Here is a 23,131-nt window from a genome sequence, read left to right on the forward strand (position 1 = left end):
CGAGTCTTTGTGGGATGGGGTTCCCGCAGCGATCGAGGAAACCCCACCTCGTAAAAAGTGGCTAGTCGTCAGCCGACGCGGTCCGGGTGGTCATATCGACTGGGTCGGCGTCCACGCCGAGTTCGTCGATGGCGCACTGGGCGGCGCGCTTGCCCGAGATGAGCATCGCACCGAAGGTCGGTCCCATCCGCGGCAGGCCGTAGGTCGTCGCGGTCGCCATCCCGGTCGCGACGAGACCGTCGTGGACGAGACCGGTGTGTTCGACCACGGCGTCCTCCGATTTGCCGACCCACATCGAGTCGTGGCCGGGCGAGTCGTGGCCGGGCGCGCCGTAGGAGTCGTCGCCGGTCTGGTCCATGCCCGTCGCGTTCTCCTTCGCGTCGCCGATGCCGGGGGCGTCGAGGACGCCGCGCTCGTCGAGTTTCGAGACGGCCATGGCGTCGTGTCCCGTCGCGTCGATGACGAGGTCGGCCTCGACGGCGATGGGGTCCACGCAGGTGATCTCGCGGGGGAGCGCGTGGACCGGCGTCCAGTTCATCACGATGCCGCCGACGCGGTGGTCCTCCCGAATTACGATGTCGGTGAACTCCGTCATGTTCTGCATCTTCGCGCCCGCGTCGCAGGCCGCCTTGATGAGACCGGAACAGGCCTCGGGTCCGTTGGCGACGTAGAGACCCTCGGAGTCCTGCGACGGCTTGTAGTCCACGTCGAGTTCGTCGAGCACCTGCTGGGCCGGGTCCCGGACCGTCACCTTGTTCATCAGGAAGCCGCCGAGCCAGAACCCGCCGCCGAGGTAGTTGTTCTTCTCGACGACCATCGTCTGGACGCCGCGTTCCGATAGCTCCTTGGCGGCCGTCAGTCCCGACGGACCGCCGCCGACGACGATGACGTCGCTGTCCGAGAAGTCCATGAACTCCTCGGTCCACTCCTGTCCGATGGCGCGGGTGACTTCCGCCTCGCCGACGTCGCTGAACTGGTCGAATTCGCTCATACAACCAAGTGGTATTACACCGTGGTTGAAAGAGGTTCCGAATTGAGTGCGAGACGGTGACACCGTCAACTCGGCGCGCGCTGGCGTCCTCGGGAGAGAAGCGACCGAGGGTTCGGAAGTCGCGGTTTGTCTTCCGGCGCGACTTCGTGTCGCACCGTTCCCGTGCGAGGGGTGACCGAACGCAGTGAGGGAGGAGGCTGGGGAGGGCTGAGGGCGGTGCTGTGCGGTTGCGGTAACTCGTAGGTGACGGCAGTAGCTAGCTACAGCGTCGTATCGTCTCGGAACCGAACGTGGACTACAACCCGACCCTCGCAATCGAAACTGGCCCAAAACCCACCCGAGACCCGTGATATCCCGGCTCTCGGAAGCGTTATCCGTGAGTCCGGCCTCTCTATAGTTGCAATGGCAAACGGAACTGTTGATTTCTTCAACGACACAGGCGGCTACGGTTTCATCTCTACCGACGACGCGGACGACGACGTGTTCTTCCACATGGAGGACGTTGGCGGTCCCGACCTCGAAGAGGGAACTGACATCGAATTCGACATCGAAGACGCCCCCAAGGGCCCCCGCGCGACGAACGTCGTCCGGGCGTAAGTCGGAAAACACGTCGCGCTACGCGACACACGGCACTGCGATTTTTGCGAATACTCACGATACCGACGAGTCGAAGCCACCGTCCGGTCGCGTTCAGAAGACGGTCCGCAGGTCCGACCCGTACTCGCTGTCGGCGTACCGATTTCGTTCGCTCCAGTCGGCGACGCTCTGGCCGACCGCGTCGAGCGCCTCGACGAGGTGGTCGGTCGTCACCGCCTCGCCCTCCCGGAGCGCCGCCCGCGCAGCGCTCTGGGCGACCGACCGGAGGTCGCTGACGTTGTCGCCCGTCGACGCTTCGAGCACGACGTCCCAGTCCACGTCGCCGAGGAGGCGGTCGTCCAGCGCCTCGCGCAGGACTGCCTCGCGGGTCTCCTCGTCCGGGAGCGGAACCTCGACGCGTTCGGCGAAACAGCCCGCGTGCAACACCGAATCGGCGACGTCCTCGACGAGGTGGGTCGTTCCGACGACGAACACCTCCGACGGTGTCGCGTCCAGTTCGGCAGCGAGGCGGTGGGAGAGTCCCCGGTCGCTCGCGCCTCGGCCGCCGGGCGTGAGCGCGTCGAGGTCGTCCACGAACAGCACGCAGGGCGCGTTCGCTCGCGCCACCTCGAACGCGTCCCCGACGTTCTCCTCGGGCGTCCCGTCCCACTCGACGGCCAACGCCGGTGGCGTCACGCGAAGGTACGGCCAGCCGAGTTCGCCCGCGATAGCCCGGCTCAGGTAGGTCTTCCCGCACTCCGGCGGGCCGTACAGTAAGACGCCGTCCGGTGAATCGACGCCGTAGTCCTCGTACTGCTCGGGATTTTCGAGTTGGTCGAGGACGCGCTCCCGGAGCGCGGTGGTCGTCTCCGTCATCCCGGGGACGGCCGCGAAGTCCCGCGACGGCGGCGCGTCGAGGAGTTGCTCCGCGTCCAGCGAGACGCCCGGGGGCCGCCGGACGCCCTCCTCGTCGGCCGCGCCCTCCGCCGCCACGTCGTACTGGTCGAGCCATCCGGCGATGCTCGTCTCCACCTCGTCGGCGGCCGAGAGCAGGTGCGCCTCGCCGATGTCGGCGTCGTCCGCGAGCGCGGCCCGCGCCGCGCGTTCGGCGACGAGTTCGAGGTCGCTGGCGGCGTAGCCCGCGGTCCGCTCGACCGCTTCCGTCAGCGAGAGTTCCGACGCCGTGGGCCGCCCGTCGAGGTGGACCTCGAGAATCGCCTCACGCGCCTCGGCGTCCGGCGGGGTCACTTCGACGCGTTCGTCGAACCGGCCCGAACGCAACACCGCGTCGTCCACGTCCTCCACGAGATTGGTCGCGGCCAACACCACCACGTCGTCGTCGCTCGCGCCCTCGAGTTCCGTGAGCAGTTGGTTGACCATCTGCTGTTCGGTGTTGGTCATCCGTCCGCTCCGGTCGCTGGCCACGGCGTCTATCTCGTCGATGAACACCAGACACGGTGCGTTGGCGCGAGCGACCGCGAACACGTCGGCGACGTTGTCGGCCGCCTCGCCGACCCACTTGCTGGTCAGGTCGCTGGGCGAGACCGAGAGGAAGTGGCGGTCGAGTTCGCCCGCCAGCGCTCCGGCGACGTGGGTCTTTCCGCACCCCGGCGGACCGTACAGTAACACGCCGTCGGTGACGCCCAGTCCGTACTTCTCGTACTTTTCGGGTTCTTCGAGCGGCTTTAGGACCAACTCTCTGAGCGTCTCCTTCAGGTCGCTCATGCCGCCCACGTCGGCGAAGTCGCGCTCCGGGTCGGTCTCCAGAATCGAGGAGACCGACAACTCTACGTCGTCGGGTACTGTTATCTCGGAGTCCGTCTCCTCCGGTGGTTCCGCGTCTGTCTCTCCACTCACAGGAGCGGACGGGTCGGCCGACCCCCGTGTCTCGTCGTCGGGCCGACTCTCCGTCCCGTCGCGTGTATCCGACGGCGCGCGTTCCTCGAACGGCGTCGGGTCGTCGAGGCGCGCTACTTCCCGAACTCGCGAGAGTAACGCCGGGTCGCCAGCGACGTGGTCCGAGAGCCACGTCTCCTCGCGGGCGGAGTCGTCGGTCTCGACCCACCCGACGTCGCGGAAGGCGACGACGCGCTCGCTGTTCGCGGTCTTACCGCCGAACTGTGCGAGCCAAAACGGAAGGTAGAGTCTTGTCGCATCCTCGATTTCGACCGTTCCCGACGGGTCGAAGTCGGCGGGCAGTCCGAACCGTTCCCGGAGTTCGGTGGCCGAACCGTCGTCGGTCTGGCGCAAGACGTCGGCCAGTTCGCTCGTGGCGGTCCGTTTCGAGCGCACGAACTCCAGCGGGAGCACGGACTCCGGACCGGCGTGAGTCCCCAGTCGGTACTGACCGACGAGCGAGACGGGAATCGGTGACCCGCTCTTCTCGGCGAACGCCGCGAGGTCCGGTTCGTGGCCCGCGTCGAGTCCGTCCAGCAGGACGTTGATACGTGCGGCCACCGGTTCGGGGTCTCCGGACGGCCGGTACGCGACGCGGACCCTGACCGCGGGATAGAGGAGGCGACAGAGTCTGAGGAGTCGCTGGTCGGTGAGGGCCTCGTCCACGTCGGCGAGCGCGTCGCGGACGGACTCGGGTTCGGGTAGCGTGCGGTCGATGTAGCGGACCTCGTACTCGCTCACGGCGATATCCCCCCGAAGAGTGCGTTTCGAATCGTCATGTAATCGTCACGTAGTTGTGTTCGAGAAGTAAAAAGATGTAGCAACCCCGTCCGTCTCAGTCGAGGTCGCCCTGCCGAATCGCCCGTTCGGCCTCCTCCAGCGCCGCCTCGCGGTCGAACTCCGAGACGATAGCTTCCAACTCCTCGCGCGAGGCGTCTTTCAACTCTCTCGCGTGCTCCGTCACGTTCGGCACGGCACGGACGATGTTGTCGATGATCGGGATGGCGGCGACCCGGGCCGACCGCGACATCGGGTTCAGGTCCACGACGATTTCGGTCTTGCCCATCTCCGAGAGCGCCTCGGCCCGGTCGCCGTCCTCCAGCGGAACGAGAACCACGTCGGCGTCGTGGATGCCGTCCTCGTCCACCTTCGCGCGCTCGTGGTCGAGTCCCGGAATCCGGGCGTCGGCCGCGAGACCCTTCACGTCGGTCGCGCCGTGGTCCCGGAGGTGGTCGGCGATGGCCGCCATGCGCTCTTCGGTCCGGTTGAACAGGTTCACTTCGAGGTCGGCACCGACCGCGTCCGCCAGTTCCACCATCTCCCCCGGCACGAGCGCCGCGACGTTCCCGTTGACCGAGAGGACCGCGTGGTCGGCCAGCAGGAGGCGGGCCGCGGCCGCGCGCTCCGCTCGCTCGGCGCTCGGAATCGTCTCCTCGCCGAGCAGGTAGTCGTACGCCTCGCCCCGGCCCTGCGCGATGAGGCCCTGTTTGCTGGTGATGCCCTTCTCGACGCCCGCCTCGATTCGGTGTCTGGTCCGGAGCGACTCGGCGCGCGGATGGTCGTCGGGAATCTCGGTCATGTCGGATACTCCGCAGGGACGCGCCAAAAATCAGTCCATCTGTAGCGTCGCACCGGCGGGGTGGGTCTCACAGGTCTCGGCGTCGTAGCCCGCACGCGACAGGCCGTTGCCGAGCGCGAACACGGTCTCGCCCAGCATCGCCATCGCGGCCTCGCCGCCCTCCTCGCGCACGTCGGCGAGGACGCTCTCGACCTCCGGCGTGAGCAGGTCGGCCTCCCGAGCGAACTCGCGGGAGGCCGCCATCAGCGTCGGCAGGGTGGGTTCCTCGACGAGTTCGACCAGTCTGTCCACGCCGACCCTCGAGAGTCGGTCGGTGTCGCCCGACAGCACGGCCGACGTCGAGCGCTCGCCCAGCGTCAGGTACTCGACGCGCGTTCGCTCGGGAACGCCGTCGAGGCGGTTGTACTCGGGCGCGCCGGGGTCGAGTCGAATCGGGACGCCGCCGCGGGCTTGGGCCACCACGTCGCCGAGACCGGTCCCGGCCTCGACCTCCGCGGCGTGGGCGATGGTCGTCAGTTCGTTCTCCGAGCGTCCGCAGTCGAAGACGCGGTTGGCGGCCAGCGCGGTTCCGAGCGCGGTCGCTCCCGAGACGCCGAACCCAGCGCCGACGGGGAGGTCGGTGGTCGCGGTCACGCGCGCGTCGACGTCGAGCGCCGAGAGGACTCGCGTCACCGCTTCGACGGCGGCGGGTTCGTCGTTCAACTGCATCGACGTCTCGGCGGCGGGTTCGACCTCGACGGTCACGCCGTCCGAGAGGGTCAGTCCTGCACCTCTGGACCCCGCCTGCTCGGGGTCGTCGGCGTCGTGGACGCTGAAGAAGCCGGTGACGTGGCCCGGCACGAACGCCCGCGACGAGTCGTCGGTCATACTCTCACGTTTCGAGGCGGGCCGTATAACCTTTATAATCCGCGCTCGTCGCGGCGGTTCGGTTCGACGCGACGGCCGGGCCATCAGTCACTTCCGCGCGCTCGGAGTAGTCGTACGCCCACACCGGACATGAGTTCCGACAACGACCCGTCGCCCACCTCGTATCAGGAGATTCTGGGTCTGGAAATCGAGGAGGGACTGAGCCAGTTACAGCGCTCGAACGTCGGACTGGCGCTGTCCGGTCTGTCGGCCGGACTGGACATCGGCTTCGGTCCCTTCCTGATGGCGGTCGTCATCACCATGAGTTCCGGCGCGTTCTCCGACCCCCTGACGGGACTGCTGGTGGCGAACGCGTACGCCGTCGGATTCATCTTCGTCGTCCTCGGTCGGTCGGAACTGTTCACCGAACACACGTCGCTCGCCGTCGTGCCGGTCCTCAACGGACAGGCGTCCGTGAGCAAACTCGCCAGACTGTGGGGCGTCATCTACGTCTCGAACCTCGTCGGCGGGGCGCTGTTCTCGCTCCTCGCGGTTCAGGTCGGACCGGAGTTGACGACCGTCGAGATGTCGGCCTTCGGGGAAATCGCCCACGGACTGGTGAAGTACTCGTGGTCCACCACCGTGCTGGCGGCCGTCCTCGCCGGGTGGCTGATGGGGCTGATGACGTGGCTGGTCGCCGCCGGACAGAACACCATCAGTCAGGCGTTCTTCGTCTGGTTGGTCGCGGTGGTCATCGGGTTGGCCCACCTGCCCCACTCCATCGCGGGGAGCGTCGAGGTCATGCTCGGCATGTTCGCCCGGCAGGGCATCACCGTCCTCGACTTCGCGCACTTCCTGCTGTGGTCCACCGTGGGCAACGTAATCGGCGGCTCCGTCTTCGTCGGCCTGCTCAAGTACGGCCACGGTATCCGCGGCGGGACCTCCCCCGAGGACATCGACGTGGACGTGGACGAGGGGACCGCCGAGCAGGAGTCGGGATGAGTCGGTGAATCGTCCGTAAGTTCATAAGTGATTACAACGTAGTACCAAGTATACGTGCCTTCAATCAGTGCGAGAATCCCCGACGATGAGGAAGAAGCATTAGAGGAGGTTGCAGAACTTCTTGGCGAAGATAAGAGTACGACAATCCGAAAAGCCCTCAACGAGGGTCTATACGATATTCGCGTTCGCATTGCAATTGAACAATACCAATCTGGCGAGGTGTCGGTCAACGAGGCGGCCCGAATTGCAGGCGTACCTCTGGGCGAATGGTTCGAAATCGCGCGTGAACAGAATCTGACTTCACAGCTATCTCCCGGAGATCTGGAAGCTGACGCCGATGCTGTGCAGGACCTATGATTCTCGTTGACGCAACCACCCTCATCTCCCTCGGACAAATTGGAGAACTGCACCTGTTGCAGACTTTCGACCGTAAGATTATAATTGAGGGCGAGGTTCTTGACGAGGTTTCGACTGAACCAGCCCAAACTAACGTGAGTGAGTTCTTGGACAGAGACTCAGTTGGGCTGAACCGCGGAAGGGCCGATTTACTCGATGAAGAAGCAGAGCGAGAACGGAAGGCGAAAGATTTACTCGGAGAGACTGACGTTAACGGCGATGTTCGGATTATCGCAGGCGTACTCCGGACTGGGCAAAACGACGACCGGATTCTGGTAATCTCTGACGATAAACGCGTCCGAACTATCGCTGATACTCTTGGTGCGACCGTTACGGGAACAGTTGGTGTCATTGTCCGCGCAGTCGAAGTACGTGACATGACCACCGAACAGGGTAAAGAGCTAGTTCGGCGCGTCGATAGCCACGGCTTACATATGACCGGCGAACTCCGGGAAAAAGCGTACGAACTGGTCGAAGACGCCGCGAAAAGGAAGTAGTCGGCTTACGGCGAGAGACGCTGGCGGTCCCGCGAGACTCACGCTGTTCGTCTCGCTGGCTCCCAACGTCTTCGCCTACGGGCTCAGACGCTGGCGGTCGCGGGGGAAGAGAACGGCCTCGCGGATGTTCTCCAGACCGAGCATCGTCATGACGAGACGCTCGCCGCCGAGTCCCCACCCGGCGTGGGGCGGCATGCCGTACTTGAACATCTTGGTGTAGTACTCGAACGCGTCGGGGTCGAGACCCTGCTGTTCGAAGCCGTCGACGAGTCGGTCGTAGCGGTGTTCACGCTGACCGCCCGAGACGAGTTCCATGCTCGGAGCCATCAGGTCAAACCCGGTCGAGAGTTGCTCGTCGTCGTCGTGGTCCTTGATGTAGAACGGCTTGATCTCGCTGGGCCAGTCGGTGATGAAGTAGTGCGAGCCGACGTCGTCGCCGAGCGCTTTCTCGCCCTCGGTGGGCAGGTCGTCGCCCCAGACGAGTTGCTCGTCGAGTTCGCCGGTGGCGTTGATGCGCTCGATGGCCTCCTCGTAGGAGAGTCGCGGGAACTCGCCCTCGGGAGCCTCGAAGTCCTCGTAGCCGAGCGCTTCGAGTTCGTCCTGACAGTTCTCGGCGACGCCCTCGTAGGCCGCTTTCACGACGGTCTCGCAGGCGTCCATCGCGTCGTGGTGGTCGAAGAAGGCGCTCTCGAAGTCGATGGAGGTCGCCTCGTTGAGGTGGCGCGGGGTGTTGTGTTCCTCGGCGCGGAAGATCGGGCCGATCTCGAAGACGCGCTCCAGTCCGGACCCGACCATCAGTTGCTTGAACAACTGGGGCGACTGGTTCATGAACGCTTCCTGCCCGAAGTAGGTGATGGGGAAGAGTTCGGTGCCGCCCTCCGTGCCCGTCGCGACGATTTTCGGCGTGTTGATCTCGGTGCTCCCCAGTTCGCGGAACGCCTCGCGGACCGACCGCAGGACTTCGGCGCGAATCTCGAAGATTGCCTTGGTCTCCTCCTTGCGGAGGTCGAGGGTGCGGTTGTCGAGTCGCGTCGAGAGGTCGGCGTCCACCTTGCCCGAGGGGTCGAGCGGGAGTTCGGGGTCGGCCTCGGCGATGACCTCCACGGAGTCGGGGACGATTTCGACGCCGGTGGGCGCGCGCTCTTCCTCTTCCACGTCGCCCGTCACCGTCACGACGCTCTCGCGGTTGACGTTCGTGCCGGCGTCCACGAGGTCGTCGTCCATCTCGTCCTTCTCGAACTTGACCTGAATCTTGCCGGTCGTGTCGCGGACGATGAGGAATGCGATGCCACCGAGGTCGCGGATTTCGTGCGCCCACCCGGCCACGGTGACCGTGTCGCCGGGTTCGGCGTCCGCGGTGTACGTTCGGTCTTCCATACCACTGAGTTCTCGCGGGGCGTTCTTAAACGCGGTCATTCGAGCCGGACGGAACTGGCGCGCCGACCGCAAAAGGCCTGTCCGAAGCGTGCTAGCAACTGTCTCGGAAATGCGACTCATCGCCAGTCCGCGACGCTGATTCGGACGCGCCTCCCGTTCCGGTCGAGCCATCCCCCGACGACCTCCGTCGGCCGTAGGAGACCGACGAGGGGAGTCGCCGAGAACCGGTCGCTGGACCGGCGGACCGACCGCTGGACACCCGACGACTCGAAACGCAGCGAGAACAACTATCGACGGCGTCCAGCACCCAGCGAATACGCAGTCGGCTCAGTGTCCCCAGATAAGCGGCTCAGACCGATTCGGCGGCGGTCTTCTTGGCGTCCTTCGCTCCCTCGACCGTCTCGCGGACGGCGTCACAGCCCTCGTCGTGGACGAGGTCCCCGACGACCACCACGTCGGCGTGTTCGGCCATCGTCCGCGCCGAGTCGTAGTCGTGGATGCCGCCGCCGTAGAACAGAGTGGCCGCCTCCAGCGCGTCCGCGGCCGCTTCGACCACGTCGGGGTCGCCGAAGACGCCGGAGTACTCCACGTAGATTATCTCTTGGCCGTACATCTGCTCGGCGACCTCGGCGTAGGCGGCCACGTCCTCGGGCGACTGGTCGCAGTCGGCGTCGGTGAGTTCGGCGACGCTGGCGTCGGGGTTCATGATGACGTACGCCTCGGTGGTCGTCCGGTCCCAGTTCACGTCGCTGGTCTTGACCCACTCCTTGTGGAACCCGGTCGCCCACGCGATGTCCCCGGCGTTCAGTACGGTGGGCACGAGGTAACCGTCCAGCGCCTCGTGGTCCACGACGACCGCCGGGTTGCTCGGTTCCTGATACAGCGGCACGTCGTACTTCGCGCAGGCGTCGATGACCCGCTGCATCTTCTCTTGGGTCATGTCGAGCGTCCCGCCGATTTCGAGGGCGTCGGTACCGGTCCGGCAGACGTCCTCGAAGGTTTCGCCCTCCGCGAGCGTCTTGTCGGGGTCTAACTTGACGATGTGGTCCCATTCGGCCCACGGTGTAGTCATTATTCGTGTAAACCGTATTCCGTGCTAAAACCTCTTCGGAACCAGAGGCAGAAGATCGGAACCAGTTTGTAAGTAGATTTAGCAGGGTATCCAATACTTTCATGTCGGTCGTCTCCATGACCTCCGAGTATCCAGATGAGCCAATCAACGCTCTCTCAAAATCCATATCGTAATTCGAATCTATTCTCGGGCCATTATCTTAAGGAGCGAATAAAAGAACTAGACGAGTGGGAGGATGCTGAAGGCGTCGAAGCCGCGTTCGACCAACTGCAAGAACTCTGGAAGAAAGAGGACACTTTGGTCGCAGGTCACAAGGAGGACCCGCTAATAGACAAATGGATTGAGCCAGTCCTCGAAATTCTCGGGCACGAAACGATTCCGGAACAGACGCTGCCCGATGGCGGTGGATACGTCGACCGACTGTTATATGAGTCCGAAGAGGTCTATCGAGAGGCCGCCGAGCGGAAACTGAAAGACGACCCCGGAGGGACGTTCGGGAAGGCCAGCGCCCTGCTCGAAGCGAAGCAGTGGAACGCGAACTTCACGAAACGCTTCAGCGAAGACCGCCAGTATCGAGACGCCTCTCATCAGGTGAAATTCTATCTCGAACGGACACCTGAGAACATTCAGTGGGGGATTCTGACGAACGGGAAGCAGTGGCGACTGTACGGAACGAAGGACTACGAGACCCAGACGTTCTACGAGGTCGACCTTCCGGAACTCCTCGAATCGGGAACGGTCGAGGATTTCAAATATTTCCACCTCTTCTTCCGACCGGAGGCGTTCAAGAGCGTTGCGGGAGACACGTTCCTCGACACCGTCTGGAACGAGAGCGAGACTGCGGCCCAAGAGCTAGGGGAAGACCTCCAGGACAACGTTTTCACCGCGCTCCGGGTACTCGGCAAGGGTTTCCTAGAGACGAACGACCTGAGTATCGACCCCGACGACGACGAGGCGCTAGACGAACTCAAGGAGCAGTCGCTGGTCCTGCTGTATCGGTTGATGTTCATCCTCTACGCCGAGTCTCGTCACCTCATAAACCCCGACGACCCCGAGGCACAACGGGAGTACGAGGAGAACTTCAGCCTCGACCAGAAGCGCGTCGAGATTCGAGACGCGATACAGGAGGGAGAGACGTTCGACTCCGCGTACAGCGAATACTCGACGTCCATCTGGCAGCGTCTCCAAGACCTCTTCCGACTCATCGACCAGGGGAAAGAGGACCTAGGCATCCCGGCCTACAACGGCGGACTGTTCGACGCGGACGAACACGACTTCCTCACCGAACACGGCGTCGCCGACGAGTACCTCGCAGAGGTCATCTACCGCATCTCGACCACAAAGACCGACGACGGGGAATTCGTCTTAGCAGATTACGCCGACCTCGATACTCGCCACCTCGGGTCTATATACGAGGGACTGTTAGAACACGAGTTCCGCATCGCACCTGAGCAGTACGCGGCCGTCTCTGAAGACGGCGGGCAAGTCTGGAAACCCGCGACGGAGGTTTCGGTCGCCGATGCCGTCGAAAGCGTGCCAGCAGGTGGCCTCTACGTCGTCAACGACGACGGCGAGCGCAAGTCCACGGGGTCGTACTACACCCCGGACTACGTGGTCACGTACATCGTCGAAGAGACCATCGACCCGCTGATCGAGGAGATAAAAGACGAACTCCGGGCGGACGGACTGGAACCGAGCGACCGGCAGTACTTCATGCGTTTCTGGCAGTCCGTGCAAGAGTTGAAAATCCTCGACCCTGCGATGGGTAGCGGACATTTCCTCACGAAGGCGACGGGTTATCTCACCGAGCGCGTGATGGAAGTAGTGCGCGAGCAGGAATTACAGTCCTACGACGAGCAGGAGTTCCGCCGCAGGATATCGAAGGAGTGCATATACGGCGTAGACCTGAACGGCATGGCGGTCGAACTGGCGAAACTCTCGATGTGGCTCGAAACTCTCGCGGCCGACCAACCGCTCGCGTTCCTCGACCACCACCTCAAGACCGGAAACTCGCTAGTCGGAAGCGACATCAGCGAAATCCTCTCCACCGACGACGAGGGTGGACCCTCGGGTCAGACGACGCTCTCGGACTGGATGGAACAGACACGTCGGGAGGCACTGGAACACGTCATGGACCTGATGCAGGACCTCCTCGACATCGACAACGACGAGTTGTCTGACATCAAGGAGATGGAGCGCACCTACGAGGAGATTCGAAGCGACCCCTTGTTCGTGCATCTGCTCGAAATGGCGTCTGTCCACACCGCCTCCCAGTTCGGTCTCGACGTGCCAGACGATGCCGACGAGCAGATGGCGAAGGCGCTTCGGGACGACTCGTGGGAGGACGTGGCCGAGACCGACTGGTTCAAGAGTGCGCAGGCGATGGCCGAGACGGAGCAGTTCTTCCACTGGGAACTGGAGTTCCCCGAGGTGTTCTTCGGTGAAAGTGGTGATTTGGCTGGGGATGCCGGGTTCGATGTTGTGCTAGGGAATCCGCCGTATGTTCGGCAGGAGCAACTAAAAAGTGCCAAATCCTACTTCCAGACTCGATATGACACTTATCATAGTGCTGCAGACCTCTATACATACTTCTTAGAGCTTGGTTATAAAGTCCTCCGTAACAGTAAATCACTCGGTTTTATCGTTTCTAACAAATTTATGCACTCTGAGTACGGTCAAAAACTCCGATCCAAGCTTTCCAAGCAGACGAAAATACGCCGAGCGATTGACTTCCATTCTTTACCGGTGTTTGGTCGAGAAGTGAGTGCCTATCCCCTCATCCTCATCTTCGACAAAGAGGAAGCCCTTGAGACGCACAAGCCACTTATTGGCAAGGTCCCAAGTTTAGATTTCGCAGACCTTAGGAGAGAAATCAGCGATATAGGATATGAAGTGAAACAAAAATCCTTTGGGGATAATGGTTGGCGGATTCAAAATCCACAACTCACGAAAATCATCAATAAGATAGAAAAAGATGCGCAACAGTTAGTAGATTACATTGACGTACCGTTACGCCGAGGAATCCTTACAGGATTAAATGAAGCATTCATCCTTGAGAAAGAAGAATATCAGAAACTGGACCTGGATGATAAACATGTATTCAGTCTCCTGAGAGGGCGTGACATTCATCGTTACCGTGTGGATTACGAGGATAGGCATCTAATCCGCATTCCTTCAGGATGGACTAAATCTGCAGCAGACGTGAAGACAGAGGCAGAAGCTTGGGATTGGTTTAAGTCGGAACACACCCAGTTGGCAAAATACCTATCGAAGTTCCGTAGTGATGCAGAAAACCGACATGATAGGGGAGACTGTTGGTGGGAACTAAGACCGTGCGATTATTACAAAGAGTTAGAAGGACCAAAGATAGTTTATCCAGTGATCTCTAAGGGACCAAACTTTGCTTTAGACACAGATGGCCACCATATTAATGATAAGCTATATTCAATCCCTACAGAGGATTATAAATTATTGGCCATTCTAAATTCCAATTTGACAAGATTTTGGGTGCAAGCTGAACTTTCGGGTCTCCGAGGTGGTTATCAAGAGTTCAGAGCGGTCCATGTCGAACAAGTGCCAATCAAACATGTTACTGAAGATGGTGAATTGTCTGAGTTGGCCCAGGACGCAATAGAGACTCGAGAAAAACGTGATAGGTTAAATCTCTCCCTCCTCGACCACCTCGGAAACTACACCAAAGGCGAACCCCTCCCCGAAATCGGCTTCAGCCAACCCCCGAAGGACAGCGCCGACTCCATCCTCCACGAGACCACCGAGACCCGCGAGAAACTCCAAATCGAACGCGCGACGGTCGAAAGAGAGAACCCCAGCACCGTCACTATCAATCTCACGGCGCGCTACAAGCCCGAAGACGAGGACGGCCACGACCTCGACCAGTACGGCTACACCGAGACCGAGTTCCTGCCCGCGCTCCGCATCACCGACCTCACCGAGACCGAGGCCGATCTCATCGAAGCGTTTGTCCCGGTCGCCGTCGAGGAGGCGGGCGGGTTCGCCGGATTCCGCGACAACGCGACCAAGACGAACTCGCTCATCGACCGTCTGAAAGGCCTCACGCTCCCCGAGGTGGCCGACGTGGAAGACGGACTGCAAAGCTACATCGAGACGAAGGAGCGCGCCGAGGAACTGGACGAGAAGATACAGAAGACCGACTACCTCATCGACCAGATCGTCTACGAACTGTACGGTCTGACCGACGAAGAAATCGAAATCGTGGAGAGCGCGACGAGCGACTGACAGGCGGGTATCTTTCTCTGTAACGCCGATATCCGGACGCTGGCTGTTGCTTGAGCCAATGAATACCGCACCGACACCGCACAGCACGAGCCACGCGCCTCCTCAACCGATTGCGCTTCTCGGTCGTTCCCTCCGATGCTCATCCCTCGCGCACGAGGGCGCACCGCGGAGGCGCGCCAGCGCGCCGACCGCAGATGCAGCAGGTGTGGCACGCAAAACGACGACACGGAACGAAGCGAAACGTCTCTATTCAGTCGGCTTTCGCCTGCCAGCCCCGAATCCGGTCCTCACTGACGCCCTGCACCTCCGAGGCCACCGTCTCGACTTCGGCGTCCTTCAGGTCCTCGATGCTCTCGATACCCGCCGCCGAGAGCTTCTCGGCGGTCTTCTCGCCGATGCCGTCGAGCGATTCGAGGTCGCTGCCCGACTCGCTCTCGCGGGCCTGAAACTCCCGGTAGTTGCAGATGGGACAGCCCAGTTCCCACGGTTCGTCGCCGTTGTGGACGACGAGTTCCGGCAGGTCGTGTTCCTCGCAGCGCTCGTCGGTGATTTCGATGTCGCCCCGGCGCGGCAGCGGGAGCGAGTAGTCGCAGTCGGGGTACCGGGTACAGCCGACGAGTCGGGAGCCGTTCTGGAGGTGCTTGATGGCCAGTTCTCCGTCGTGTTCCTCGCCGCAGTCGGGACAGACCCCGATGACCTCGTCGTCCTCCTCCTCGGCCTCCTCGGCCTTGCAGAGCGGACAGCCGTGGACGAACGTCTGGCGTCCGGCGAGCATCTTGACGTGCCGGAGGTCGTGGTCCTCGCACTCCTCGTCGAGGATGAGGGGCTTGCCCGTGTTCGGGAGCGGCAGGGTGTACTCGCAGTCGGGGTAGCCGTCACAGCCGACGAAGTACGACCCGTTTCGGCTCTGGCGGACCAGCAGTTCGTGGTCCGACTCGGGGCAGGGCCCGAGTTTCTTGTCGGCCTTCAGCGACTCCTGTAGCAGGTCGCCGACCTCCTCGCGGGAGTCGCGCAGTTCGTCGAACACCTGCTGGAGGTACTCGCGGGACTCGTCGGCCACCTCGCTCAGGTCGGCCTCGCCCTCCGCGATGGCGGTCATGTCCTCCTCCAGTTCCCGCGTCATCTCCTCGCTGACGACGAGGTCCGCGAACTTCTCGGCGGCCGTGACCACGGCCTTCGCCAGTTGCGTGGGTCGGGGCGGGTCGCCCTCGACGTAGCCCCGGTCGTAGAGCTTCTCGATGGTGTTGTGGCGGGTGGACTTCGTCCCGACCCCCATCTTCTCCATGGTCTCGATGAGCCGCGACTGGCCGTAGCGGCGGGGCGGTTGGGTCTGCTTGTCTTCGATGCGGGCGTCCGTTATCGCTAGCTCGTCGCCCTCGGTCACGTCGGGCACGTAGTTCTCGGAGCTGTTGTAGTAGGGGTAGACCGCGTGGTAGCCCTCCTCCACGAGGCGCTTGCCGTTCGACTTGAGTTTGTGGTCGCCCACGCCGTTTTCCGTCGAACGTGGTTCGACGCTCGTGACCACCTTGAGGTGTTCCCACGTCGCGGACTCGGCGACGGTGGCGAAGAACCGCCGGACGACGAGTTCGTATATCTCCCACTCGTCGTCGCTCAGTTCGCCCTTCGTCGGCACGTCCTCGGTCGGGTGAATCGGCGGGTGGTCGGTGGTCTCCTCGTCGCCCTCGGTGGGTTCGAGGTCGTCCAGTTCGAGCAGGTCCTCGGCGTCGTCGCCGAAGTGGTAGTTGGCCGAGAACGTATCGAGCAGTTCCTCTGGGTCGAGGTCGTCGGGGTAGACCGTGTTGTCGGTCCGGGGGTAGGTCATGTACCCCGCTGTGTAGAGGTCCTCGGCGATGCTCATGGCCTGTTGGGCCGAGTAGCCCAGACTCCCGGCGGCCCGGATGAACTGCGTGGTGTTGAACGGCGCTGGCGGGTCGTCGGTCCGAGTGCGTCGGTTGACTCGCTCGACGGTCGCCGCGGCGGCCGAACCGAGCGCGTCGAAGACGGCCTCTGCGGTCTCCTCGTCCCAGACGCGTTCGGCCTCGTTGCCGTCCTCGTCGCGGTAGAAGTACTGGGCCTCGAACTCCGCGGTCTCGTCGTCGGTGTCCTTCAGCAGGTCGGCGAACAGTTCCCAGTAGTCCTCGGGGTCGAACGCCTCGATTTCGCGCTCGCGGTCCACGATGAGTTTCAGCGTGGGCGACTGGACCCGGCCGACCGAGATGAAGTCCTCGCCCAGTTGGCGGGCCGACAGCGAGAGGAACCGGGTGAGCGCCGCGCCCCAGATGAGGTCTATCTCCTGTCGCGCCTCGCCCGCGGCCGCGAGGTCGAAGTCGAGTTCGTCGGGGTTCTCGAAGGCCTCGGTGACCTCGTTGTCGGTGATGGAGGAGAACCGCACGCGCTGGATGGGGACCTCGTCGTTGACCTCCCGAACCAGTTCCCACGCCTCCTTACCGATGAGTTCGCCCTCGCGGTCGTAGTCCGTCGCGATGGTCACGCGGTCGGCCTTCCGGGCCAGCACGCGCAGGGTGGAGACGATGTTCTCCTTCGTGGCCTTCTTCTCGATGGGCGCGTCGATGAGTTCGACCGGTTCCACGTCGCGCCAGTCGTTGTACTCGTCGGGGAAGTCCACGCCGACGACGTGGCCCGACAGGCCGATGCACCGGCGGCCGCCCCACTTGTAGACGTTCACGCCGTTCTTGCGCTCGGCGTCGGCCGACTCGCCGCTCAGGATGTCGGCGATGCGTCTGGCCGCGTTGTCCTTCTCGGTGATTATCAGTTCCATGCCTCACCTCCGACTTCGGGGGAGTGCCCGACGTGCGGGCGTCGCTCTCGGGGGAGTCCCGCGCCGCTCGGGAGTCGCTCGTCGTTCATCGTGTCCCCGCTAGGACAAGTGAATTGGTAAAGCTTTCGACGGGCAAAACCGCCGGAAGGCGGTGGGGCAAGGCGCGTGCGACGTGCGTGTGAGTGCGCGCTGACGGGACCCCGACAAGCGGATGCACGGTCCCGGGAAGTGAACGCGCGGAGACGGTATCTCGGGTGACGGCCGCGCTCGGGAATCCGGCAACCCCGTACGCGAGAGATGCGTTTAAGACCCACAGCCACGACGTTCCGCCGAGAGCGTGTCGAATCCAGCGGAGAGTCGCGTCGATATGACGACCGGGGCCATCACGCCGAAACTCGCCAGCTTAGCGTGGCCGCTGGTCGCCGGGAACCTGCTCCAGACGTTCTACAACCTCGCGGACATGTTCTGGGTCGGTCGCGTCGGGCCGAACGCGGTCGCGGCCGTCTCGCTGATGTTCCCGACCGCGTGGATGTTCGTCTCGGTGGCGATGGGCCTGACCGCGGCCGCCGTCGCGCTGGTCTCCCAGCACGTCGGGGCGGGCGACGACCGGAAGGCCGACAACGTGGTCGCCCAGACCACGATGCTGACCGTCGCTGTCGCGCTGGTCCTCTCGACGTTCGGCTACGCCTTTCGCCACCCCTTACTCTCGCTGGTCGGGGCGGAGGGGCAGGTGTACGCCTACTCGCTCCAATACGTCGAAGTGCTGTTCGTCTCCATCCCGTTCACCTTCCTCTTCTTCGTCTTTCGGGCGGTCCTGCGCGGCGCGGGCGACACGCGGACTGCGATGTGGCTGATGGTCCTCTCGGCGGGGGCCAACGTCGTCTTGGACCCGTTCCTCATCCTCGGCTACGGGCCGTTCCCCGAGTGGGGCGTCCGCGGGGCCGCCATCGCCACGCTACTCTCGCGGGTCGTCGCGGCGGCCATCGGCGTCGCAATCCTCGTGAAGGGCGACTGGGGCGTCCGACTCCGCCTCGAAGACCTCCGGCCCGACTGGCCTGTCCTGAAGCGACTCGTGGACGTGGGCTATCCGGGAACCATCGACGGACTCGCTCGGAGTTTCGCGGCGGTGGCCATGGCGGCGCTGGTCGCGCGGTTCGGCCCGATTCCGACCGCCGCCTACGGCGTCGGTCTCCGCCTGATGTCGGTGTCGTGGACCGTCTCGGGCGCGGTCGGACAGGCCACCGCGACGGGCGTCGGCCAGAACCTCGGGGCGGGGACGCCCGACCGCGCCGCGGCGGTGACGTGGAAGGGGACTGCGGGGACCATGGCGGTGCTGTTCGGCGTCGGCGCGCTCCTGTTCGCGTTCCCCGACGAGGCGATGCGGGTGTTCATCGCCGACCGGGCGGTCGTCGCGGCGGGCGTGACCTTCCTCCGCATCATCGCGCCGTTCCTCGCGTTCTTCGGTGGCCTGATGGTCGTGCAGGGCGGGTTCCGCGGCGCGGGCGACACGCGGACCGCGATGGTACTGTCGTTCCTCTCGCGGTGGGTCCTCCGGATTCCGGCCGCGGTGGTGCTGGCCTACGGGTGGACGCTCCCGGTTGCGGGCGTCTCGCTCGCCGGACTCGGGTGGGGCGTGGACGGACTCTGGTGGGCGTGGTCGTTCTCGGCGGCCGGGTCGTTCGTCCTCGGCGCGGCGTGGTTCAGTCTGGGACGCTGGCGCGAGGGCGTCGTGGAGACGGAGCGAGCGGCGACACCGGGCGATTAACGAGTCGAAGCCGTGGCTGTGGACCGCGTTGCGCTGTGGACTTTCCACCGAGAAACGGTCGTCGAGTCGCGCGTCCTCGACCATCGAGGTCGCGGACGCGCTCTGACGACAGCATTCGGAATCGGGTCTGCTGCGGCGAACCGCCGGTCTACGCCGACGTGAGGTATCGCTCGACGGACCACCCCCACACGTCGCGGTCGAGCCAGTGCATGCCCCACCACGTGTAGCCGTCCTCGGTGGTCGGCCCGTTCACGATTTCGCCGACCTCTCCGGCGGAGACGGTGGCGACGCGCGTCGATTCCGTTCCGGGTCGCTTCCGCGTGTTCAGCGCGGTCGTCGGCGTGACTCGGTCACCTTCGCTGAAGCCGCCGCCACCACCGCCGTAGGCGTCGCGGTAGTACGCCGCGGCATTCTTCACGTCGCTGACGTACGACCAACTGTGGTTGTAGGCGTACAGCGCGTCGTCCCAGTTCTCGGGCGCGCCCGAGGCCGTGAGGTAGTTCGCTGCGGCCGGAATCGCGTCCCGATAGTCGCAGATGTTGGCCACACCGTTACCGTCGCCGTCCACGCCGTAAGCGTCCCACGTCGAGGGCATGAACTGCATCGGTCCTTTCGCGCCCGCCGACGAGGTGTCACACCCAGCCTCGTACTGGCCGTGTTGGGTCTCGACCCAACCGACGCCCGCCAGATACGTCCAGTCGATACCGTACTGCTGGCCGGTCTGTTGGTACTCGTCGAGGTAGTGCGACGGGATGGAACCGGGTGCTCCAGCGGCCGAACCAGTCAGTCCCGCCGTCGTCAGTGCTGCTACTCCTGTTACGCCGACCTTCTTGAGCAGGTTCCGTCGTGATGGCATGATGCGTTGACACAACACGACTCTGCCGCAATATATTTTACTACAATAGATGTGTATTTTAAGTAGAACTGAGTCCTGAAAATGGTCGACGTTTTCATCGGACACTCCCTCCTACGCAACCGTTCGGAGTTAGTGTGAGACTGCAGGCGGTCGATACTGCGAGCGCCCTCGGAGAACCTCGTTCGACCCCGTTCGACGGCACGCTACGACCACGACGGTTGAATTAACCGCGGTTCGGGTAAGTTACGGTTATCATGTTATCAAACCAGATAACTAGGGAAACGATTATACCACGCCCATTATGATTTCCGACGAATACTAAATGATCCCCATCGGTGTCAGTATCGTCGCCGTGGCAGTGTCGAGTTTCGTCGTTCTCGCCTCGATTGTGGGACTCACCTTCGCAGACATCACTGGGCGATACGGCCGGGTACCAAAGGGCCGGTTTCCGGAGGGTCTGACCGTAGCTACTCTCTGCTACGGTTCATCGAACTTCGCGGCCCTCCGAAACCCGTCGCTCGAACTCGGTGGAACCGTGGCGTCCTCCGACTTCGTTCGGTCACTCGGTAACGTCGATGGAGGTACCAGATGACGACCGTGTTGATAGTCGACGACGAACCGGCGATTACGGACGTCTACGAGACGTGGCTGTCGGAGTACGACTGCTTCGTCGCGCACGGCGGTTCGGAAGCGATGGCGATATTCGAGCGTCGGGGCGACGAAATCGAGGTCGTCCTCCTCGACAGGCGGATGCCCGGGAAGAGCGGCGACGAGGTTCTATCGGAGATCAGAGAGCGAACGGCAGAGTGCCGGGTTGCGATGATTACCGCCGTCGCGCCGGACTACGACATCGTCGATATGCCGTTCGACGACTACGTGACGAAACCCGTCTCGGGCCAGAAGGTTCGGAGCACGGTCGAGTCACTGCTCGAACGGGCCGAGTACGCCGACGCGCTCGACCGATACTACACGCTCGCCACGAAATACGCCGCGTTGACCGCCGCACGTCCGAGCGCGGAGTTACGGGACAGCGAGGCGTTCAGAGAACTCGAAGCGGAACTCCGCGACGTCGAGCGCGAACTCACCGAGTCGGCCACGTTCGACGACCACGAGGAGTTCCAGAACCTCCTCCTCGAAGCGACTCGGGAAGCCACGTGACCGACGCGAGAGTTTATAACCGATAACGTGACGAACGCCGTCCGTGACCTGAGACTCGCCGCGATGGGTCGAGGCGGTAGCGCGGTGCGCCTCTCGCGGACCGAACGAACCGCGGCGAAATCGGTGACGCACCGACAGCTAGCCTACTCGTCCAGTCGTTCGCGGAGCAGTTGGTTCACCGACCCGGGGTCGGCGCTCCCGCCGGTTCGCTGCATGACCTGTCCGACGAGGAAGTTCAGCGCACCGCCTTCTCCGGCGTGGTAGTCCTCGACGGCGTCGGGGTTCTCCTCGATGGCCGCCGTGACCGCACCCTCGATTTCGCCCTCGTCGGCCTTGCCTAACCCTTCGCGTTCGATTATCGTCTCGGGGTCGTCGCCCTCGTCGAGCATCTCGCGGAGGACGGTCTCCTCGGCGTTCTTGGTCGTTATCTCCTCGGCCGCGACGAGTTCGACGAGGCGTTTGAACTCGCCGAGGCGGTCGGCGACGTCGGTGACCTCCATGTCGCGGTAGTTGAGTTCTCCCAGCAGGTTGTCCGCGACCCACGTCGCGGCGAGGTCCGGGTCGTACTCGCTGGCAACGTCCTCGTAGAAGTCCGCGACCTGCCGCGTGGACGTGAGTTTGCTGGCGGCCTCGTCGCTCAGGCCGTACTCCTCGCCGAACCGCTCGCGCCGAGCGTCGGGTAACTCCGGGATGTCGAGTTCCCGCTTCCAGTCACTGACTTGGAGCGGCGGCAGGTCGGCCTCGCGGAAGTAGCGGTAGTCTTTCTCCTCCTCCTTCGAGCGCATGGAGACGGTGATGCCCCGCGACTCGTCCCAGTGGCGCGTCTCCTGCTCGACTTCTCGACCGCGCTGGACCGCGTTCTTCTGGCGCTGGGCCTCGTAGGACAGCGCCTTCTCGGCGCCCTTGTGACTGGAGATGTTCTTGACTTCCGTGCGGTTGGCCGATTCGAGCGCCTCGTCGCTGACGTCGCCGTCGTCGCCGATTTCGTCGGCCTCGACCACGCTGAGGTTGGCGTCGATGCGGAGGCTCCCGTCGCGCTGGCTGTCGAACACGCCGAGATATTCGAGGACCTCTTCGAGTTTCGCTAGGAACGCCCTGACCTCCTCCGCGCCCCGGAAGTCGGGTTCGGTGACGATCTCCATCAGCGGGACGCCCGCACGGTTGTAGTTGACGAGCGTGTAGTCGGCGGTGTCGATGTTCCCGCCCTTGTGCTGGAGGCTCCCCGGGTCCTCTTCGAGGTGGGCGCGTCGGACGCCGACAGTCCGGCGCTCGCCTTCGACCTCGATCTCCAGTTCGCCGTTCTGACAGACGGGCGCGTCGTACTGGGTTATCTGGAATCCCTTCGGGAGGTCCGGGTAGAAGTAGTTCTTCCGGTGGAACGTCGTCTCCTCGGGGATGTCGGCGTCGATTGCCTTCCCGACTCTGACGGCGGACTCGACCGCCGCCCGGTTCAGCACCGGCAGCGCGCCGGGGAGACCGAGACACACCGGACAGGTGTGCGTGTTCGGTTCGGCGTCGGCCACGTCGGTCGAACAGCCGCAGAAGATCTTCGTGTCCGTCTCCAGTTGCACGTGGACCTCCAGTCCGATGACGACCGCGAGGTCCGATTGCTGGACAGCCTGTGCAGTCATTGGCCGCCAGTTTGGGGCCGGGCCGCTAAAGACTAACGAACGACGGCGTCTCCCGAGCCACGCACGTCTGCGCCGACAGTATGGTAATCATTTCGACATGCGTCTGACGTACGTTTATGGTCCTGCCGTGGCCCATCACGGACATGAGCGACCAAGACGAGCGCGTCGAGGAACTCGAATCGAAGGTCGAGCGACTCGAAGCGACGATACAGGGACTGACCGAGGAGTTGGTGGAGGTTCACGACCGACTCGAAACCCTCGAAACGTCGGCCGAGACGTCGGCGACGAGCGCGGACGCAACGAACGCGGAGACGCCGAACTCGGGCGACTCGCACGCTCGAACCGACGAAAACGACGAGTCTAAAAGCGAAGAGTCCCAGAATGAAGACGAGACGGGGGGAGAATCCGGGTTGGGCGACGACATCATCGTCGCGTGACAGGGTCCCCACGTAC

Annotated in this window: 18 protein-coding genes; 8 read left to right on the top strand and 10 right to left on the bottom strand. The window is 63.4% G+C overall.

Annotated features, from left to right (window positions below; all coding sequences use genetic code 11):
- Positions 1-61 precede the first annotated feature (61 nt).
- Positions 62-991: a sulfide-dependent adenosine diphosphate thiazole synthase gene (locus tag NGM06_RS08695; RefSeq protein ID WP_254269891.1), complete on the bottom strand. Its 930-nt coding sequence runs from the start codon at positions 989-991 to the stop codon at positions 62-64.
- Positions 992-1,393: 402 nt separating this feature from the next.
- Here NGM06_RS08695 and NGM06_RS08700 point away from each other — a divergent pair, with 402 nt between their 5' ends.
- Positions 1,394-1,588, top strand: coding sequence for a cold-shock protein (locus NGM06_RS08700; RefSeq protein ID WP_135826496.1), 195 nt, complete (start codon positions 1,394-1,396; stop codon positions 1,586-1,588).
- 93 nt (positions 1,589-1,681) lie between these two features.
- Here NGM06_RS08700 and NGM06_RS08705 read toward each other — a convergent pair whose 3' ends face one another.
- The 3 genes from NGM06_RS08705 to NGM06_RS08715 all read right to left on the bottom strand — a co-directional run bounded on the left by NGM06_RS08705 (position 1,682) and on the right by NGM06_RS08715 (position 5,909).
- Positions 1,682-4,204 (bottom strand): AAA family ATPase, encoded by a 2,523-nt coding sequence (locus NGM06_RS08705; RefSeq protein WP_254269892.1) that lies wholly within the window; start codon positions 4,202-4,204, stop codon positions 1,682-1,684.
- A gap of 94 nt (positions 4,205-4,298) precedes the next feature.
- Positions 4,299-5,042 carry a 4-phosphopantoate--beta-alanine ligase gene (locus NGM06_RS08710; protein WP_254269893.1) on the bottom strand — a complete coding sequence of 248 codons (744 nt, stop codon included), beginning with the start codon at positions 5,040-5,042 and terminating at the stop codon, positions 4,299-4,301.
- A gap of 30 nt (positions 5,043-5,072) precedes the next feature.
- The gene (locus tag NGM06_RS08715) at positions 5,073-5,909 is read right to left on the bottom strand and encodes a pantoate kinase (RefSeq protein WP_254269894.1); all 837 of its coding nucleotides are present in this window, start codon (positions 5,907-5,909) and stop codon (positions 5,073-5,075) included.
- 129 nt (positions 5,910-6,038) lie between these two features.
- Here NGM06_RS08715 and NGM06_RS08720 point away from each other — a divergent pair, with 129 nt between their 5' ends.
- Genes NGM06_RS08720 through NGM06_RS08730 form a run of 3 tightly spaced genes read left to right on the top strand, consistent with a single transcriptional unit; the run spans position 6,039 to position 7,783 of the window.
- Positions 6,039-6,890: a formate/nitrite transporter family protein gene (locus NGM06_RS08720; protein ID WP_254269895.1), complete on the top strand. Its 852-nt coding sequence runs from the start codon at positions 6,039-6,041 to the stop codon at positions 6,888-6,890.
- Between the two features lie 54 nt (positions 6,891-6,944).
- On the top strand, positions 6,945-7,247 hold the full coding sequence (locus tag NGM06_RS08725) for a UPF0175 family protein (protein ID WP_254269896.1): 303 nt from the start codon (positions 6,945-6,947) through the stop codon (positions 7,245-7,247).
- Positions 7,244-7,783, top strand: coding sequence for a PIN domain-containing protein (locus tag NGM06_RS08730; protein WP_254269897.1), 540 nt, complete (start codon positions 7,244-7,246; stop codon positions 7,781-7,783). The genes NGM06_RS08725 and NGM06_RS08730 overlap by 4 nt, the downstream gene beginning before the upstream one ends.
- Positions 7,784-7,858: 75 nt before the next feature.
- On the opposite strand, the gene aspS is transcribed toward NGM06_RS08730, so the two are convergent.
- From aspS to NGM06_RS08745, 3 genes are all read right to left on the bottom strand, one after another.
- Positions 7,859-9,160: an aspartate--tRNA(Asn) ligase gene (aspS, locus tag NGM06_RS08735; protein WP_254269898.1), complete on the bottom strand. Its 1,302-nt coding sequence runs from the start codon at positions 9,158-9,160 to the stop codon at positions 7,859-7,861.
- Between the two features lie 116 nt (positions 9,161-9,276).
- A complete protein-coding gene (locus tag NGM06_RS08740) occupies positions 9,277-9,447 on the bottom strand; it encodes a hypothetical protein (protein WP_254269899.1) in 171 nt (56 codons plus the stop codon).
- 62 nt (positions 9,448-9,509) lie between these two features.
- Positions 9,510-10,232 (bottom strand): phosphoglycerol geranylgeranyltransferase, encoded by a 723-nt coding sequence (locus tag NGM06_RS08745; RefSeq protein WP_254269900.1) that lies wholly within the window; start codon positions 10,230-10,232, stop codon positions 9,510-9,512.
- 135 nt (positions 10,233-10,367) lie between these two features.
- On the opposite strand from NGM06_RS08745, the gene NGM06_RS08750 reads away from it, so the two are divergent.
- The gene (locus tag NGM06_RS08750) at positions 10,368-14,489 is read left to right on the top strand and encodes an Eco57I restriction-modification methylase domain-containing protein (protein ID WP_254269901.1); all 4,122 of its coding nucleotides are present in this window, start codon (positions 10,368-10,370) and stop codon (positions 14,487-14,489) included.
- A gap of 250 nt (positions 14,490-14,739) precedes the next feature.
- On the opposite strand, the gene NGM06_RS08755 is transcribed toward NGM06_RS08750, so the two are convergent.
- Entirely contained in the window at positions 14,740-17,268 is a 2,529-nt protein-coding gene (locus NGM06_RS08755; protein ID WP_254269902.1) for a DNA topoisomerase I, read from the bottom strand.
- A gap of 367 nt (positions 17,269-17,635) precedes the next feature.
- Here NGM06_RS08755 and NGM06_RS08760 point away from each other — a divergent pair, with 367 nt between their 5' ends.
- Positions 17,636-19,033, top strand: a complete 1,398-nt coding sequence (locus tag NGM06_RS08760; RefSeq protein ID WP_254269903.1) for an MATE family efflux transporter — start codon at positions 17,636-17,638, stop codon at positions 19,031-19,033.
- Between the two features lie 148 nt (positions 19,034-19,181).
- On the opposite strand, the gene NGM06_RS08765 is transcribed toward NGM06_RS08760, so the two are convergent.
- Entirely contained in the window at positions 19,182-19,889 is a 708-nt protein-coding gene (locus tag NGM06_RS08765) for a lytic transglycosylase domain-containing protein (RefSeq protein WP_254269904.1), read from the bottom strand.
- A 588-nt stretch (positions 19,890-20,477) separates the two neighbouring features.
- Here NGM06_RS08765 and NGM06_RS08770 point away from each other — a divergent pair.
- Positions 20,478-21,047, top strand: a complete 570-nt coding sequence (locus tag NGM06_RS08770) for a response regulator (RefSeq protein WP_254269905.1) — start codon at positions 20,478-20,480, stop codon at positions 21,045-21,047.
- Between the two features lie 143 nt (positions 21,048-21,190).
- Here the strand turns inward: NGM06_RS08770 and gatB are convergent, their stop codons facing one another.
- Positions 21,191-22,678 carry an Asp-tRNA(Asn)/Glu-tRNA(Gln) amidotransferase subunit GatB gene (gatB, locus tag NGM06_RS08775; protein WP_254269906.1) on the bottom strand — a complete coding sequence of 496 codons (1,488 nt, stop codon included), beginning with the start codon at positions 22,676-22,678 and terminating at the stop codon, positions 21,191-21,193.
- Positions 22,679-22,821: 143 nt separating this feature from the next.
- Here gatB and NGM06_RS08780 point away from each other — a divergent pair, with 143 nt between their 5' ends.
- The gene (locus NGM06_RS08780; RefSeq protein WP_254269907.1) at positions 22,822-23,115 is read left to right on the top strand and encodes a DUF7518 family protein; all 294 of its coding nucleotides are present in this window, start codon (positions 22,822-22,824) and stop codon (positions 23,113-23,115) included.
- Positions 23,116-23,131 lie beyond the last annotated feature (16 nt).

This window comes from Halorussus aquaticus, assembly GCF_024218795.1.
In the GTDB taxonomy this organism is placed as follows: domain Archaea; phylum Halobacteriota; class Halobacteria; order Halobacteriales; family Haladaptataceae; genus Halorussus; species Halorussus aquaticus.